We start from the raw sequence: 15818 nt of genomic DNA, 5'->3' as shown, positions 1-15818 counted from the left end.
ACGGGATTTCCGGGGCTACAGCTCGTAGTCCCGCGCCAGCTCGTCCCAGGCGATGTCCCGCAGCGCGGCCTCCGCGTCGCAGCCCGACGGCACGTGTGTCGTGGGCTGGAACCAGACGACCGTAAGCGCGGAGCGGTACAGGATCGGGTCGTGCTCCGGGTGCAGGGACGCGGAGCGGAAGGAGCCGACGCACGCCACGGACGGCAGGACCTCCACCGGCCCGAAGCCTCCGGCGTACTGGTCGGGGTACTCGCGCGGGGGCGGGACGAGGTGTACGGGCGTGGTGGGGAACGTGTGCTCGGCGGCCCGCAGAAGGCCCTTGATCCTCATCTCGTTGAGCGGCTTGCAGGGATAGCCCTCCAGCATCCCGCCGTACGTGGAGGACAGCCGCAGCTCGGAGAGGTCGAGCGAGCGGCCGGAGGTGAGGACCACGCGTGTCAGGGACATGGTCGGCACTTTAGGGTGGTCGTGCATCGTGCTCCCGGGAATTTCGCTTCCTCATGGCACTGAGGATCTCGCTGGTCACTCGTGCGGCCGTGTCCTCACGGCCGGTGCCCCGTCATCCGTGCCGCCGACGCGATCGTCGCTCGGGCCTCGCGTTCGCTGAGGCCGGTGTTCAGGGCCGCGTCGACCAACGGGTCGACGAGGGCGGGGCCGATGCCGTCCTCATAGGCGCGGCAGGCCGCCCAGAACAGGCGGGTGTTGCGCTGGCCCTCGTGGGCGGCGAGAACGAACTGGACGAGGCCCTGGCCGTGCCCGCCGGTCGACGGGGGCGTGGGGTGCTGGCTGCGGGGCGGCGGGAGCAGGAGGCGGAGCAGCGCGGGCGGGCAGGCCGCGGGGGCGAGGTGGGCGGTGCCGGGGGCGGTGGCGTACGCGCCGTGGTCGGTGCGGGAGCCGGGGCCGACGAGGTAGCCGCCGGCGCCTCGGATGTCGATGCCGGGGGCGAGCCGGCCGGCCGAGTTGGGGACGACGACGTCGGGCGGGCCGCTCAGCCAGAGGTGACGGCCGCCGCTGGGCGTGAGGACGACGACGGTGTCGGGGATCGTGAACAGGTGGCGCAGGGCCAGTTCACGCAGGGCGGCCGAGGAGTCGGTGTCGGACTTGATGTCGAGGTCCACGCCGATCAGGTGGTGGGGCGGGAGGCCGCACGCGATGCCGTAGCCGGTCGCCCAGGGCGCGGCGGCGAACAGTTCGCGGATGCGCGCGGGGTCGGTGGCGGCGTCGTAGACCCCGTGGCCGAGGCGGCCGCACTCGCCGTGGCAGGGCGTGGCCGTGGGGTCGTCGTGGTGGGGGGAGCGCAGGGCCGGGAGCTTCGTCCGGGACAGGGGAATGACGGCCAGTCCGCGTTCGGCGGCTGACAGGGCGTGCGCGAGGGCCAGCGTCGTGGCCTGCCGGTCGGTGGTGGCCATGGATCTATTTTCGTACGTGTGTTCGAAAAAGGGAAGAGGGGGCTGGTCCGGCGCGCCGAGGGGGGTGGAATGGCTGGAAATGGTGGTGGTGCGAGGGGGCCGCGGCTCCCGGCATCGGCTCTCCGGCCCTCCCGTGCACGGGGTGCTGTGTGGGGGCTTTCGCCTGCGGGCCGTCGACCTTGACACCCAGTCTTATCTGACGGACAGTCAGAAATCTTCGCGAAATCAGTGGGAACCTGCCCGGCGGCAGCGGTGTACCAGAAGTGTCAACGCATTGCGGCACGAGATGACGAGGGGGCGATGGTGCACAGCGAGCAGGGGGCGAGCGATGACCCGGGGACCCTTGGGGACAAGGGAGACGACCTGGAGAAACGACTGAAAGCCTATGAGGGGCGGCCCTCCGCGGTCGCCGGCGCCGGCAAGGACCCCGTCAACGCGCCCATGATCCGGCACTGGTGCGAGGCGATGGGGGACACCAACCCGGCGTATGCGGGCCCGGACGCCATCGCACCGCCCACCACGCTCCAGGTGTGGACCATGGGCGGCCTCTCCGGCCACAGCGGCCACATCGGCAGGACCGAGGCGTACGACGAACTCCTCGCCCTTCTCGACGAGGCGGGCTGCACCTCGGTCGTCGCCACCGACTGCGAGCAGGACTACGTGAGAGCGCTGCGGCCCGGCGACGAGATCACGTTCGACGCGGTGATCGAGTCGGTGTCGGAGCGCAAGACGACCAAGCTCGGCACCGGGTACTTCGTGACGACCCGCATGGACGTCAAAGTGGGCGAGGACCTGGCCGGCACCCACCGCTTCCGCATCCTCAAGTACGCCCCGGCAAGCCGCCGGGAGAAACCGCCGCGCCGCCCCCGTCCCGTCGTCAACCGCGACAACTCCGGCTTCTGGGAGGGCGTCCGGCAGCACCGGCTGCTGATCCAGCGCTGCACCGGCTGCGGCACCCTGCGCCACCCCTGGCTGCCCGGCTGCAACAGCTGCGGCTGCCCGGCCTGGGACACGCTCGAAGCGAGCGGCGAGGGGACGGTCTTTTCGTACGTGGTCCTGCACCACCCGCCCTTCCCCGCCTTCGACCCTCCCTACGCCGTCGCCCTGATAGAGCTGGCGGAAGGCGTCCGGATGATCAGCAACGTGGTCGGAACGCCGCACGACGAAGTGCGGATCGGTCAGCCGGTCCGGCTCGAATTCCAGCAGTGCGACGAGGAGTTGGTGCTGCCCGTCTTCCGCGCCCGGGAGGAGGCCTCATGAAACCCGGTGACGAACTCCCACCGCTCCGGATCCCGATCACCCGCACCCTCGTCGTCGCCGGAGCCATCGCCTCGCGGGACTACCAGGACGTCCACCACGACGCCGAACTGGCCCGTCAGAAAGGCTCCCCCGACATCTTCATGAACATCCTGACGACGAACGGCCTGGTGGGGAGGTACATCACGGACCACTTCGGCCCACGGGCCACACTCCGCAGGGTGGCCATCAGACTCGGCGCCCCCAACTACCCCGGGGACACGATGGTGTTGACGGGCACGATCGAGGACGTGGCCGCCGACACCGCGACCGTCCATGTGGTCGGAACCAACGCCATCGGCAGACACGTGACCGGCACCGTGACGGTCACCGTCCCGGCGGGGGAGGCGGGATGAGCGTACGTACCCGCGACACCCTCGGCGGACGGGCGGCGATCGTCGGCATCGGGGCGACGGAGTTCTCCAAGGACTCGGGACGCAGCGAGCTGAGCCTCGCAGCGGAGGCCGTGCGGGCGGCACTCGACGACGCCGGGCTGCGGCCGGCCGACGTGGACGGGATGGTCACGTTCACGATGGACACCAGCCCGGAGATCACCGTGGCCCAGGCGTGCGGGATGGGCGAGCTGTCCTTCTTCTCCCGCGTCCACTACGGCGGCGGCGCGGCCTGCGCGACCGTCCAGCAGGCGGCACTCGCCATCGCCGCGGGCGTGGCAGAGGTCGTGGTCTGCTACCGGGCCTTCAACGAGCGGTCGGGGCGGAGATTCGGCTCGGGCGTGCAGCACCGGGAGCCGTCGGCCGAGGGAGTCGCGCTCGGCTGGTCCCTCCCCTTCGGACTGCTCACCCCGGCGTCGTGGGTGGCGATGGCGGCACAGCGGTATCTGCACACGTACGGCCTGACCCCGGAGGCCTTCGGCCACGTGGCCGTCATGGACCGCGGACACGCGGCGACCAACCCGGCGGCGTACTTCCACGGCCGGCCCATCACCCTCGCCGACCACGCGGCCTCCCGCTGGATCGTCGAACCCCTGCGCCTGCTGGACTGCTGCCAGGAGACCGACGGCGGCCAGGCATTCGTCGTCACCTCGGCGGAGCGGGCCCGCGACCTGCCCCAGGCGCCCGCCGTCGTCGCGGCGGCCGCCCAGGGCGCGGGCCGGGCGCAGGAGCAGATGACCAGCTTCTACCGCGACGACCTGACCGGTCTGCCGGAGATGGGCGTGGTGGCCCGACAGCTCTGGCGGACCGCCGGATGCACCCCCGCCGACATCGACGTGGGGATCCTGTACGACCACTTCACACCGTTCGTGCTGATGCAGCTGGAGGAGTTCGGGTTCTGCGCAAAGGGGGAGGGGGCGGACTTCGTGCACCGGGCCGAGCTACCCCTCAACACCCATGGTGGACAGCTCGGGGAGGCGTACCTGCACGGTATGAACGGCATAGCGGAGGGAGTACGGCAGCTGCGCGGCACGGCGGCGAACCAGATACCGGGCGCCGAGCGGATCCTGGTGACAGCGGGGACGGGGGTGCCGACCTCGGGTCTGGTGCTTACCGCCGACGGATGAACCGGCACGGGCAGGCGTGCACCCCCAGGGGTAAACCCGCAGTAGGCCGGGCCCGCTCGTCCACCTTCAGGAGGTGCAGTCGGCACCACCCCTACAACCTGAGGCGGACTCGTCTTCGGGACCTGCGGCCGATGAGCCGGAGGCGTGCTCGCTCATAGCGTGGAGCCATGACCACACCCGTCTGCACCAGCGCTTCGAAGGCCGCCACGCCGGCGACGCAGACCCTTCCGTACCCCTCGTTCTCGTCGTACGTGAAGGCCCGCCAGCCGGTGCTGCTGCGTACCGCCCGGTCGCTCACGGCGAACCCGAGCGATGCGGAGGATCTGCTGCAGACCGCACTGACCAAGACGTATGTCGCCTGGGAGCGGATCGAGGACCACCGTGCCCTGGACGGCTATGTGCGCCGGGCGCTGCTGAACACGCGGACGTCGCAGTGGCGCAAGCGCAAGGTCGACGAGTTCGTGTGCGAGGAGTTGCCCGAGCCGGAGGCGGCTCCCGCCGGTGACGACCCGGCCGAGCAGCAGGCGCTGCACGACGCCATGTGGCGGGCGATCATGAAGCTGCCCGCCCGGCAGCGGGCGATGGTCGTCCTCAGGTACTACGAGGACCTCAGCGAGGTCCAGACGGCCGAGGTGCTGGAGGTTTCCGTGGGCACGGTGAAGTCGGCCGTGTCCCGGGCGCTGGGCAAGCTGCGCGAGGACCCCGAGCTGGTGCTGGTCCGGTAGCGCCGGACCGGTACCGTCCTTCACACGTCGACCGCAACGTGACCTGATCGATCACGCCTTCCTAGTGACATACCGCGCGGTATGCGCGCAGACTTTGCGCAGCCCTTACCACCGCCTAGGCAATGTCGCCCCAGGAGGACACCGTGCTGAGCACGATGCAGGACGTACCGCTGCTGATCTCGAGGATCCTGACCCACGGGTCGACGATCCACGGCACATCACAGGTGATCACATGGACCGGCGAGGGTGAGCCGCACCGGCGCTCCTTCGCCGAGATCGGCGACCGTGCGGCCCAGTTGGCACACGCGCTGCGGGAGGACCTCGGAGTCGCGGGCGACGAGCGGGTGGCGACGCTTGCCTGGAACAACGCCGAGCACGTCGAGGCCTACTTCGCGATCCCCTCCATGGGCGCGGTCCTGCACACCCTCAACCTCCGTCTCCCTCCCGAGCAGTTGGTGTGGATCGTGAACCACGCGGCCGACCGGGTCGTGATCGCCAACGGTTCGCTGCTGCCGCTGCTCGCCCCGCTCCTGCCGCACCTCAAGACGGTGGAGCACGTGGTGGTGTCGGGTCCGGGCGACCGTTCGCTGCTCGCGGACGCCGGCGCGGTCCAGGTACACGAGTACGAGGAGCTCATCGCCGGGAAGCCGACCACGTACGACTGGCCGGAGCTGGACGAACGCCAGGCCGCCGCGATGTGTTACACCTCCGGCACCACGGGTGACCCCAAGGGTGTGGTGTACAGCCACCGTTCCATCTATCTGCACTCCATGCAGGTCAACATGGCCCAGTCGATGGGCCTGACGGACGAGGACACCTCGCTCGTCGTGGTCCCGCAGTTCCACGTCAACGCCTGGGGTCTGCCGCACGCGACCTTCATGACCGGCGTGAACATGCTGATGCCGGACCGCTTCCTCCAGCCGGTTCCGCTCGCCGAGATGATCGAGTCCCAGAAGCCGACGCACGCGGCCGCCGTACCCACCATCTGGCAGGGTCTGCTCGCCGAACTGACCGCCAAGCCGCGTGACGTCTCCTCCCTCACCCAGGTCACCATCGGCGGCTCGGCGTGCCCGCCCTCCCTGATGGAGGCGTTCGACAAGCTGGGCATGCGGGTCTGCCACGCCTGGGGCATGACGGAGACGTCCCCGCTCGGCACCGTCGCCCGGCCGCCGGCCCATGCGGTGGGCACGGAGAAGGAGTTCGCGTACCGCCTGACCCAGGGCCGTTTCCCGGCGGGCGTCGAGGCCCGCCTCACCGGCCCCGGCGGCGAACGCCTCCCCTGGGACGGCGAGTCGGCCGGCGAGCTGGAGGTGCGAGGCGCCTGGATCGCCGGCGCCTACTACAACGGCCCCGACGCCGAACCGCTGTGCCCCGCCGACAAGTTCAGCGAGGACGGCTGGCTCAAGACCGGTGACGTCGGCACCATCAGCGCGGACGGCTTCCTCACCCTCACCGACCGCGCCAAGGACGTCATCAAGTCCGGTGGTGAGTGGATCTCCTCGGTGGAGCTGGAGAACGCGCTGATGTCCCACCCGGACGTCGCGGAGGCCGCCGTCGTCGCCGTCCCCGACGACAAGTGGGGCGAGCGCCCGCTGGCCACGGTCGTCCTCAAGGAGGGCTCCACCGCCGACTTCGAGACCCTGCGCGCCTTCCTCGCCGACGAGGGCCACATCGCCAAGTGGCAGCTCCCGGAGCGCTGGTCGATCGTCGAGGCGGTGCCGAAGACGAGCGTCGGCAAGTTCGACAAGAAGGTGCTGCGCAGGCAGTACGCGGAGGGCGAGCTGGACGTCACGCGGCTCTGACCCACATCCGTCCGGCGAACACATGCGGCGCCGGGCGGAGCTCACGGTCCTTGCCCGGCGAACCCATGCGTGCGCCGGGCGGGGCCCGCGGCTCCTGCCCGGCACACGCGCAAGACACCTCGTACGCGGGTGCAGGCACGAACCGAGTCCCTGGGGCGGGCGCGATCAGCCTGCGCGCCGCCCTCTGAGGGAGGCCGGCTAGTTGGTCCCGATCCGGGCCAGCAGATCCACGATCCGTGCCTGCACTTCGCTGCTGGTGGACCGCTCGGCAAGGAAGAGGACGGTCTCCCCCGACGCCAGCCGCGGCAGGTCCGCCTGGTCGACGGCGGCCGTGTAGACGACGAGCGGAGTGCGGTTGAGCTGCCCGTTCGCGCGCAGCCAGTCCACGATTCCGGCCCGCCGCCGATGAACCTGCATCAGGTCCATCACCACGAGATTCGGCCTGAGCTGCCCGGCCAGCGTCACCGCATCCGCATCACTCGCGGCCCGAGCCACCTGCATCCCGCGCCGCTCCAGCGTCGCGGTCAGCGCGAGCGCGATCTCAGCGTGCTCCTCGATCAACAGCACGCGCGGCGGATGCTGTTCGGTGTCACGCGGCGCGAGCGCCTTGAGCAGCACGGCGGGATCGGCGCCGTACGCCGCCTCGCGCGAGGCCTGCCCGAGCCCGGCCGTCACAAGCACCGGCACCTCCGCGGCAACGGCGGCCTGCCGCAGCGACTGCAGCGCGGTCCGGGTGATCGGCCCGGTCAGCGGGTCGACGAACAGCGCGGCGGGGAACGCCGCGATCTGCGCGTCGACCTCCTCGCGCGAGTGCACGATGACCGGCCGGTACCCACGGTCGCTCAGCGCCTGCTGGGTCGTGACGTCGGGCGCGGGCCACACCAGCAGCCGTCGCGGATTGTCGAGCGGCTCCGGCGGCAACTCGTCGTCCATCGGCTGCGGGCGCGGCGTGTTCGCGATCTCGACGGCCCCACCAGGACCGTCCAGCGGCTCGGGGCCCTCGGCGGCGTTCTCGTCGGGCGCTCCTATGGCGTACGACCGCCCGGTGCCCTCGGTCGCCCCCACCAGTCGCGACTGCCCGGCGAGCGACGGCTGGGACTGCGCTTGCGGCTGTACGGCGGGCTGCTCGTTCGACGGGTGCGGGCGGGCCGTCTGCTCGGGGGCCGCCGCGGCGGCGGGGTCGGGCCGCGTACCGAGCTTGCGGCGCCTGCCGGAACCGCCCGGCTGGTTCGGGGGAGGCGTGGCCGACGGCAGCGGTCCGACCGCCGAGGGCTGCTGCACCTGCACCGCCTGCCGATTGAACGGCACACCCTGCCCCAACGTCCGCACACTGATCGCCCGCCCCTGCGTGGAGTTCGGGTCCACGGGCGCGGAGGCGGCCTCGGCGGGGAGCGGTTGGGCGGCACGGGGGTGGGATGCGGTGGTGGTGGCCCCGTTGCTCCCGTTGCTCCCGTTCTCCGGGGCGAGGGGGGTGCCGGGGTGGGGCTGCGGGGGTTGCGGGACCTGCGCGGCTTGCGGGTTCTGTGGGGCTGCCGGGGTGGGAGGTACGGGTGCGGCGGCGCCGGTCGTGTCGTCGGCGGTGGGCCATGGCTGGGGGGCGGGGGTGCCTTGCGGCGGGGTGCCGGGGGTGCCCGGGGCGGTGCCTTGGGCAGTGGCGCTCTGGGCGGGGGTGCCTTGGACAGGAGTTCCCTGGGGCGGGAGGGCCTGACCAGGGGGTGCCTCGGCCGGGAGGGGCTGGCCCGGGGCGGGGGACACGGCAGGCGCCGACCCGGCCTGGCCCGGCACGGGGTGGCCGGGAGCAGCTTGGGCTGGAGCTGCCTGGGCGGGTTGCCCGGGTGCCGGCTGGCCGGGGCCTGCCTGAGCGCCGGGGGCGGTGCCTTGCGCGGGGACGGGGGCGCCGGGGTGTACGGGGACACCAGGCTGAACGGGGACGCCGAGTTGCGCGGGCTGCATCAGCTGATCTGGCTGCACGGCCTGACCCGGCTGCTGCACAGGCTGACCCGGTTGGCCGGGCTGCACCTGCTGCCCCGCCGCACCGCCGTGAGCGACCGCACCGCCCTGACCGACCGTGCCGGACTCGGCAACGCGGGCTTGGGGCACGCCGACGGCCGGCACAGGCGCTCCCTGGGCCGGAATCTCCTGCCCGGGTACTCCCTGCCCAGGTACTCCCTGTCCGGGCACAGCCTGCCCGGGTACTCCCCGACCGGGCGCTGCCTGCCCAGGCACACCCTGCGCCGGAACGTCCTGAGCGGGTGCCCCGGTTGCTCCCGGAACCTCGGTCGGCTCCCCCTCCGCGCGCTGGCCGACAGCACGGCGACGACGCCCCGTCGGCGCGCTCGTGGGATGCGGCTGTGGTGGGGTGTGGTCGTCGGCCTGGCTGTGCGGTACGGCATCGTGCCGACCCTCGTCGACGAGGGCGTCACCGGGACCGACCTGGCCCGGAACCTGAACCTGTCCGGGAACGTGCCCAGCGACCGCTGCGACCGCTGCGACCGGAGCGACCGGAGCGACCGGAGCGACCGGAGCGACCGGAGCCTGACCCGGAACCGCCCCCACAACCTGCCCCGGGTCCTGACCCGGAACCGCCCCCGCAACCTGACCCGCAACCGCCCCCGCGGCCTCCGCACCCTCGGACGCCCGGTCCGAGTCCGCGGGCGGCAGGGCGAACACCGCGCGGGGCCCCGCCTCCTGCGCGGCGGCCCGCTCCGACGCGGCGGCCAGCGCACGCCGGCGCCGTCCGGTCGGCTGCCCGGCGTTCTCGACGTCTACGGCAACTTCGGCACCCTCGCCGGCCGAGCCCTGCGCCGCTCCGCCGGAGGCCAACGCAGGCAAGGCGGGTGGCAACGCGTGCTGTTCGCCACCGTCGCTCCGGGCACCCCGGCCACCGGGCGCGGGCACGCCCTGCGGCGGCACGGTCCCGCCCAGCCCGGTTCCGACGGCCGCAGTTCCGGAGGCATGCTCGGAGGCCATGACGACGGCCCCCTCGGCGACACCGGCGACCGAACCTCCGAGCGCGCCTGCGCCCGCACCCGGACCCGCAGCGACCCCCTCGACCGCACCGGCCGGTGCACCCGCACCCGCACCCGCACCCGCGCTCGCACCACCCGCACCCTCGGCAGGCCGCCCCCGCCGCCGCCCCGTACCCCCGCCGGAACCTTCTCCGGCGTCGTCCGAAGTCTGGGCCGGAACCGGCGCGATCTCCTGCGCGGGCGCACTCGCCGCCCGCCGCCTGCGCCGCCCGGTCGGCGCCGAGGCCTCCGCCTCGGAGCCGGCACCGTCGGCGTCGCCGGGTGCCTCGATGTCCAGGAAGGCGTCCGTCGTGGCCCGCCGGGCCCGCCGTCGCCCGCCGGTGGCCTGCTCGGGCAGCACGGCCTCCGCGGGGGCCGCCTCCAGCGCGGCCGGGCCCGGGGCCGTGACGGCCCCCGCCCCGCCGCCGAGCGGCACTTCGAGGACGTACGCACTGCCGCTCATGCCCGGCACCTCGTGCGTCTGCAGCACGCCCCCGTGGGCACGCACGATCCCGCGCACGATCGGCTCGTGGACCGGGTCTCCCCCGGCGTACGGCCCGCGCACCTCGATCCGCACGACCTCACCGCGCTGCGCCGCCGCGACGACGACCGTGTTGTCCATGTAACCGCCCGCCGAGACGGGCGAGTTGCCGGTGGCGTCGACGCCGGCGACGTCCGCGACGAGGTGCGCGAGGGCCGTGGCGAGCAACTGGGCGTCGACCTCGGCCTCGATGGGCGGCGCGTGCACGGCGAACTGCACGCGGCCGGGCCCGATGAGCTCCACGGCCCCGTCGACACCGGCCGCGACGACGGCGTCGAGCATCACGTTCGTACGCGTGATGCCGGCCGTCCCGGTGTCGAGCCGCTGGTACCCGAGGACGTTGTCGATGAGCGTCGTGATCCGCGAATAGCCGGCGGACAGGTGATGGAGGACCTGGTTGGCCTCGGGCCACAGCTGCCCGGCGTCGTCGGCGGCCAGCGCGGCCAGTTCGCGGCGCAGCTCGTCGAGGGGCCCGCGCAGCGAGCGTGCGAGCAGGGTGAGGAGTTGGTCATGGCGTCCGGCGAGGGCTTCGTACCGGTCCTTCTCGCGCTCCCCGAGCGCGGCGTACCGCTCCTCGCCGGCGGCGAGGTCCTCGTCGTGCTGCTCCTGGAGCTCCTCCAGTTCACTCACGTGCTTCTGGCGGAGCGCGGTGAGCTCGGAGGCGTGTTCCTCGGAAAGTCGCTCCAGCTCCTCCGCGTGCCGCTTGTCGGCGGCGGCCTTCTCCTCGGCGAGAGCGTCGTACGGCCGACGGTCGGTGAAGGTCAGCACGGCGCCGACGAGCTGGTCGCCGTCGCGGACCGGCGCGGTCGTCAGGTCGACCGGGAGCTTCTCGCCCTTCTTCGACCACACCACCTGCCCGCGCACCCGGTGCTTGCGCCCGGAGCGCAGGGTGTCGGCGAGCGGGGACTCCTCGTACGGGAAGGGCGTGCCGTCGGCCCGGGAGTGGAGCACGAGATCGTGCAGCTCACGTCCGCCGAGGTCACTGGCCCTGTATCCCAGTATCTGAGCGGCGGCCGGGTTGACGAGCACGATCCGCCCGTCGGTGTCCGTCCCCACGACGCCCTCGGACGCGGCCCGCAGGATCATCTCGGTCTGCCGCTGCGACCGGGCCAACTCGGCCTCGGTGTCCACGGTTCCGGTCAAGTCCCGTACGACGAGCATCAGCAGCTCGTCGCCGCCGTAGCCGGAGCTGTCGTAGGCCTGCTGGCCGTTCTCCAAATTCGCGCTGGTGACCTCGACCGGGAACTCGGTCCCGTCGGTCCGCCGGGCGATCATCCGGGTCGGCTTGGTCCGGCCCCGCGGATCCATGTGGTCGGGCCGTCGCATGGACCCGGGGATGAGTTTGGAGTCGAACTGCGGGAGCAGGTCGAGCAGCCCGCGCCCGACCAGGGCGGTTCCCGGCGCCTCGAATGCCTCGAGCGCGATCGTGTTCGCGTTGACCACGGTCCCATTGGCGTTGACCAGCACCAACGCATCGGGAAGCGCATCGAGTATGGCTGCGAGGCGAGCAGCGCCTCGGGATGGCCTGCTGCTCACGAGACGCTTCCTCCCTGTTACCGCACCTTGCCGACCGCTCGGGCCATCTTGCCAACCGGCCCGCGACGTGTCACGCGAGGGAGTCTAAGGGCAGTGGTTGCGCTCGCGACGCCGGATGAGAGGGAGGTCGCACGACGAAGTGACGTAGAACGTGTGACCCCATCCGCGACCAGGCGTCCCGCCGAGGCGCAGCTTTCCGGAGTCGGGGCATCCGCCATGAACCGGCTGCGCCCCGACGCGACCACCTCTTTCCGCCTCCCCCGTGCCTGCCCTACGTCCACCCCACTCCCACCCCTGAGTCGTCCCCTATGCATGTCGGCCGACCTTGGGCAGCAGCGGCACGAGCCGGTCCCACCGCCCGATCTCACAGCCGTTGCTGCGGTCGAACCGCGCGTCGACGGGCCGCCCGGCCCACGTCCCGGTGACATGGGCGGTGGCCGGCCCGCCGTACTGCATGGTGCAGACGCTGTCCCCGGGGACGGCGGCGAAGGCGTCCTTCCCCCACCGTGTGTTCCGCTCGACGACGGCACACGCCCCGCCGGCGTCGGGATGACTTCCCCCGCCCGGATGACAGTCCACCTCGTACGTCCCGTCCGCTGCACCGCCCGCGTTCCGCACGGTGACGGTGAGGTGGTCACCGCCCCTGGCCCGGTCCTCGTCCCGGACGGGCGGCGGCGCGAGGGACGGGGAGGCGGCGGCAACGGGCACCGCGGACAGGGCTACGGCAGAGCCGACGCCGACGAGGAGAGGGGCGAACCGCGCGAACCGGCCGAGCCGGGTGACCTGCAACATGACCTGACTAACGCGGTCGCCGCCGGGACGTTGCGATTCCCGCCACCGCAGCATTGCGCTTTGCCCTGCGGGCCGCCCGCCTAGTACCGTGGAGGCGATTGGTGACACCACGCTCGACTGTGTCATCATCTGCACGCACCACTCGCGCTCGCGCGGGCGGCTGTGCTGGAGGCGTCGCCTAGTCCGGTCTATGGCGCCGCACTGCTAATGCGGTTTGGGACTTCAATCCCATCGAGGGTTCAAATCCCTCCGCCTCCGCGCTTGATCACGAAGCCCCGGTCGACACGGCCGGGGCTTCGTCGTTCCCCAGTCGTTCCCGACCCCGCTCTGAGGGTCGTTTTCGCAGGTCACAAGCGGTATGGCAAACGGATTTCACATGGCGGCGGCTGTCATGTAATGTTCTTCCTGTCGCCGCGAGCGGGCCGGAAGGGCCGGAGCGGCGGGAAAACAGAACAAGCACTCGTAGCTTAACGGATAGAGCATCTGACTACGGATCAGAAGGTTGCAGGTTCGAATCCTGCCGAGTGCACAGCAGATCAGAGGCCCTGTGGAGCAATCCACAGGGCCTCTGGCTTTTGCCTTGATGGCGGTGTTTGACGGCAACCGTTCTCGACGTCACCCCTTAGGGCATCCCCGACGCGATCGAACGCCGAGTGCTGCGAGTCGAGCCGGACGAAGGTGTAGATGTCCGTGGTCACTCGAATCGAGCTGTGGCCGAGGACTTCCGTGATCATGCGGACGTCGGCGCCCTGTTCGCGCAGCAGCGACGCGCAGGTGTGCTGCAGGTCGTGAGAGCGGACCTCGCGGACGCCGGCCCGGATGGACGAGGCCGAAGGAGCGGTTCAGATTGCGCGGCTCGATGGGCGTTCCGTACCTGGCGGTGAAGATCAGGCCCTGGCCCGTTCCCTTCCAGTCCTGTTCGGTGCGGTGGGACACGTAGGCGTCCACGGCGGCTTCGCTGATTCGTCGGTAGCGGTCGATCTTGAAGGAGGCGAGTTCGCGGGAGCGGATCAGGCCGTGGACCTTCCACCGGCTGATGCCGAGACGCTCGGCGACCTGGTCCACGGTGAGCACGGCCGTCGTCATGAAGGCAGCAGCCCTTCTTGCTTGGGGCGTTCGGTGTGGGCTCTGTCGTGGGGGACTTGGGCGGCGAGGAGTTCTTCGCCGGGGGCGGTAACCGCTGCTGAGGTGGGCCCACGAGGAGGCGGTGGCGAGGCTGGTGTTCGTCGTCGACGGGAAGGCCGGCCCGGGAGCGGGTGGCTTCGGCTCGGGCGGTGCGCCAGGCGCGGCGTACGTCGCGGAGTGCGCCGAGGGTCGTCGGGCAGGCGCGGGACTTGCTGGAGAACCGGCCGCGGAAGCCGAGCATGTGGGCCCACTTCCAGAGCTTGAGGTGGGGGGAGGCGGCCGAGCGCCCAGGCGGTGCGGATCAGCTGTCGGGCGTGCTGCTGCACAGGGAGGTCTGTGAGGGGTTCGGCTCGGCCGGTTCCGTCGCGGCCGGCGCAGAGATCGCGGAAGCCGTCGGGGCCGCGTACGTGGCCTGGACGTCCACCAGACACACATTCACCCAAGGGTTGGTCTAGATCTGTCGCTCACTCCGTCACGCCACCGGCGCTCAGGACCGCCCGTTGGCCGAGATGCACTGCCCGTGTGGTTCGAGGACGCGCTATGAATCAGCGACTGGGTGAATCCACGGTGGTCCTTGGGCTGGTTGGACCACTGAAGGCCCCGCCAGACAGGTGGTTTTGGGGCCGCGGTCTTCGCCGGGGGGCGCCGTCATCGCGGGCTGGGCAGCCCTCCGCCTCCCGGCCTTGCGAGTCCTATCTGCGGGCGGTGCCGGAGCGGGCAATGCTGGAGCTTCCCGGGGTGCCGCGCCTACGGCTGCGACAACGGCTCCGGCGTCTAGGCGCCGGAGCCGCCCTTCCGGGCGGTCGCACGTGAGCGTGCACCAACCCACAGCCAATATTAGCGCGTTCGGAGTGGATCAGGCATGACCCGACTGTTATTTCACCGCGCTCCGATCGCGTCCAGTAAGCACGGGTAGCCGCTAGGTCCTCTTCGCGGATTCCTGGATCGTGAAGGAGCTTTACTCCGTGACGGCTCGCTCTGGGTGAATGCGATTTGAGCGGCATTGTGCAGTCACCGGTCCGGAGTAAATCAGTCAGCGCCATTCGGCCCATTGGGCATTTTTATGCATTGGCGCGACCGGTTAGCCAATTCCAGTGAAGGCTTTCGAATTAACCGTAAATCGATCCCTTTCGCGAATAATATGCCGCCGTCAGGACTGTCAGTCAGGCAGCACCCACCACAGGAGTTGGATACCACGATGACGTTGCATATCCTTGGTGCGCCACGGCGCACCTTGTCGCTTTGGATCGCGGCGGTAGTAACCGCAGTGATCGCCGCCGCCGCAATCGCGATGTCACCGACACGCGCAAGTGCTGTTGCCACGGCTGTACCTCTGGGTACGGCAGCAGATTTCGGGGTGCTGGCTGGTTCGACAGTCACCAACACCGGCCCGACGACGGTCGAGCGCAACGTCGGGGTGAGTCCGGGTACGGCGGTAACGGGGTTCCCGCCCGGCGCCGTGCTGCCGCCCGGCACCATCCACGTTGCCAATGCCGTGGCTCTTCAGGCACAGAACGATCTGACCACGGCGTACAACCAGGCCGCCGGGCAGGCAGCGGACATGACGTACACCGGAGATCCCGTGGAACTCGGTGGCCAGACGCTGGTTCCGGGCGTCTACAAGGTGCCCGTCAGCGCCCAGATCACCGGCACTCTCACCCTGAACGGCCAGGGCGACCCCAATGCCGTCTGGGTGTTCCAGGTGGGTTCGACGCTGACGACGGCATCCGCCAGCCGGGTCCTTTTCACCAATGGCGCCAACCCGTGCAATGTGTACTGGCAGATCGGGAGTTCGGCCACTCTCGGTACCGGCTCCACGTTCGTGGGCAACGTCCTGGCCTTGACCTCGATCACTGCCAATACGAATACGACCGTCAACGGCCGGCTGCTGGCCCGCAACGGCGCCGTGACGCTGGACTCCAACACGATCTTCCAGGGTGAGTGCGGGACCGCTCCGACGGGTACGGCGACTCCGACGGGTACGGCGACTCCGACGGGTACGGCGACTCCGACGGGTACGGCGACTCCGACGGGTACGGCGACTCCGACGGGTACGGCGACTCCG

Annotated in this window: 11 protein-coding genes, 2 tRNA genes and 2 pseudogenes; 8 read left to right on the top strand and 7 right to left on the bottom strand. The window is 71.1% G+C overall.

The window, feature by feature from the left end:
- Nucleotides 1–15: 15 nt before the first annotated feature.
- Together ACFWWR_RS10400 and ACFWWR_RS10395 are read right to left on the bottom strand one after the other, a co-directional pair.
- Nucleotides 16–447 (bottom strand): hypothetical protein, encoded by a 432-nt coding sequence (locus ACFWWR_RS10400; RefSeq protein ID WP_383877012.1) that lies wholly within the window; start codon nt 445–447, stop codon nt 16–18.
- A gap of 95 nt (nt 448–542) precedes the next feature.
- Nucleotides 543–1409 (bottom strand): bifunctional DNA primase/polymerase, encoded by an 867-nt coding sequence (locus tag ACFWWR_RS10395; RefSeq protein WP_383877010.1) that lies wholly within the window; start codon nt 1407–1409, stop codon nt 543–545.
- Nucleotides 1410–1709: 300 nt separating this feature from the next.
- On the opposite strand from ACFWWR_RS10395, the gene ACFWWR_RS10390 reads away from it, so the two are divergent.
- From ACFWWR_RS10390 to ACFWWR_RS10370, 5 genes are all read left to right on the top strand, one after another.
- Nucleotides 1710–2669 carry a bifunctional MaoC family dehydratase N-terminal/OB-fold nucleic acid binding domain-containing protein gene (locus ACFWWR_RS10390; RefSeq protein WP_384302790.1) on the top strand — a complete coding sequence of 320 codons (960 nt, stop codon included), beginning with the start codon at nt 1710–1712 and terminating at the stop codon, nt 2667–2669.
- Nucleotides 2666–3061 (top strand): MaoC/PaaZ C-terminal domain-containing protein, encoded by a 396-nt coding sequence (locus ACFWWR_RS10385; RefSeq protein WP_383877006.1) that lies wholly within the window; start codon nt 2666–2668, stop codon nt 3059–3061. Before ACFWWR_RS10390 ends, ACFWWR_RS10385 begins: the two co-directional genes overlap by 4 nt.
- Nucleotides 3058–4224, top strand: a complete 1167-nt coding sequence (locus tag ACFWWR_RS10380) for a lipid-transfer protein (RefSeq protein WP_383877005.1) — start codon at nt 3058–3060, stop codon at nt 4222–4224. Before ACFWWR_RS10385 ends, ACFWWR_RS10380 begins: the two co-directional genes overlap by 4 nt.
- Before the next feature lie 167 nt (nt 4225–4391).
- Nucleotides 4392–4949: a SigE family RNA polymerase sigma factor gene (locus ACFWWR_RS10375; RefSeq protein ID WP_383877003.1), complete on the top strand. Its 558-nt coding sequence runs from the start codon at nt 4392–4394 to the stop codon at nt 4947–4949.
- Between the two features lie 122 nt (nt 4950–5071).
- The gene (locus ACFWWR_RS10370; protein WP_383877001.1) at nt 5072–6751 is read left to right on the top strand and encodes a long-chain fatty acid--CoA ligase; all 1680 of its coding nucleotides are present in this window, start codon (nt 5072–5074) and stop codon (nt 6749–6751) included.
- Between the two features lie 198 nt (nt 6752–6949).
- On the opposite strand, the gene ACFWWR_RS10365 is transcribed toward ACFWWR_RS10370, so the two are convergent.
- Both ACFWWR_RS10365 and ACFWWR_RS10360 read right to left on the bottom strand, forming a co-directional pair.
- The gene (locus tag ACFWWR_RS10365) at nt 6950–11836 is read right to left on the bottom strand and encodes a PAS domain-containing protein (protein ID WP_384302788.1); all 4887 of its coding nucleotides are present in this window, start codon (nt 11834–11836) and stop codon (nt 6950–6952) included.
- Between the two features lie 306 nt (nt 11837–12142).
- Nucleotides 12143–12628 (bottom strand): SSI family serine proteinase inhibitor, encoded by a 486-nt coding sequence (locus tag ACFWWR_RS10360; protein ID WP_384302786.1) that lies wholly within the window; start codon nt 12626–12628, stop codon nt 12143–12145.
- Nucleotides 12629–12795: 167 nt separating this feature from the next.
- Between ACFWWR_RS10360 and ACFWWR_RS10355 the strand changes: the two genes are divergently transcribed.
- Nucleotides 12796–12886: transfer RNA gene (locus ACFWWR_RS10355), tRNA-Ser, on the top strand.
- Nucleotides 12887–13084: 198 nt separating this feature from the next.
- A tRNA-Arg gene (locus ACFWWR_RS10350) sits at nt 13085–13157 on the top strand.
- Nucleotides 13158–13164: 7 nt separating this feature from the next.
- On the opposite strand, the gene ACFWWR_RS10345 is transcribed toward ACFWWR_RS10350, so the two are convergent.
- The 3 genes and pseudogenes from ACFWWR_RS10345 to ACFWWR_RS10335 all read right to left on the bottom strand — a co-directional run.
- Nucleotides 13165–13389: a hypothetical protein gene (locus ACFWWR_RS10345; RefSeq protein ID WP_383877021.1), complete on the bottom strand. Its 225-nt coding sequence runs from the start codon at nt 13387–13389 to the stop codon at nt 13165–13167.
- 181 nt (nt 13390–13570) lie between these two features.
- A pseudogene (locus ACFWWR_RS10340) lies at nt 13571–13714 on the bottom strand (helix-turn-helix domain-containing protein); the annotation flags it as partial.
- A gap of 199 nt (nt 13715–13913) precedes the next feature.
- Nucleotides 13914–13994, bottom strand: a pseudogene (locus ACFWWR_RS10335) (hypothetical protein); the annotation flags it as partial.
- A gap of 945 nt (nt 13995–14939) precedes the next feature.
- Here ACFWWR_RS10335 and ACFWWR_RS10330 point away from each other — a divergent pair.
- The coding region (locus ACFWWR_RS10330; RefSeq protein ID WP_384302784.1) for an ice-binding family protein at nt 14940–15818 on the top strand (879 nt) is incomplete at its 3' end.

Origin of the sequence: Streptomyces sp. NPDC058678 (genome assembly GCF_042714835.1) — a bacterium.
Classification (GTDB): Bacteria; Actinomycetota; Actinomycetes; order Streptomycetales; family Streptomycetaceae; genus Streptomyces.
The sequence above is the reverse complement of the archived record's forward strand: the minus strand, read 5'-3'. Positions and strand labels throughout refer to the sequence as shown.

Bases quoted from the DNA above. Each gene is read 5' to 3' on its own strand.
- ACFWWR_RS10360 (WP_384302786.1), bottom strand. From the start codon at position 12,628: ATGTTGCAGGTCACCCGGCTCGGCCGGTTCGCGCGGTTCGCCCCTCTC.
- ACFWWR_RS10385 (WP_383877006.1), top strand. From the start codon at position 2,666: ATGAAACCCGGTGACGAACTCCCACCGCTCCGGATCCCGATCACCCGC.
- ACFWWR_RS10395 (WP_383877010.1), bottom strand. From the start codon at position 1,409: ATGGCCACCACCGACCGGCAGGCCACGACGCTGGCCCTCGCGCACGCC.
- ACFWWR_RS10400 (WP_383877012.1), bottom strand. From the start codon at position 447: ATGTCCCTGACACGCGTGGTCCTCACCTCCGGCCGCTCGCTCGACCTC.
- ACFWWR_RS10370 (WP_383877001.1), top strand. From the start codon at position 5,072: ATGTCGCCCCAGGAGGACACCGTGCTGAGCACGATGCAGGACGTACCG.
- ACFWWR_RS10380 (WP_383877005.1), top strand. From the start codon at position 3,058: ATGAGCGTACGTACCCGCGACACCCTCGGCGGACGGGCGGCGATCGTC.
- ACFWWR_RS10375 (WP_383877003.1), top strand. From the start codon at position 4,392: ATGACCACACCCGTCTGCACCAGCGCTTCGAAGGCCGCCACGCCGGCG.
- ACFWWR_RS10390 (WP_384302790.1), top strand. From the start codon at position 1,710: ATGGTGCACAGCGAGCAGGGGGCGAGCGATGACCCGGGGACCCTTGGG.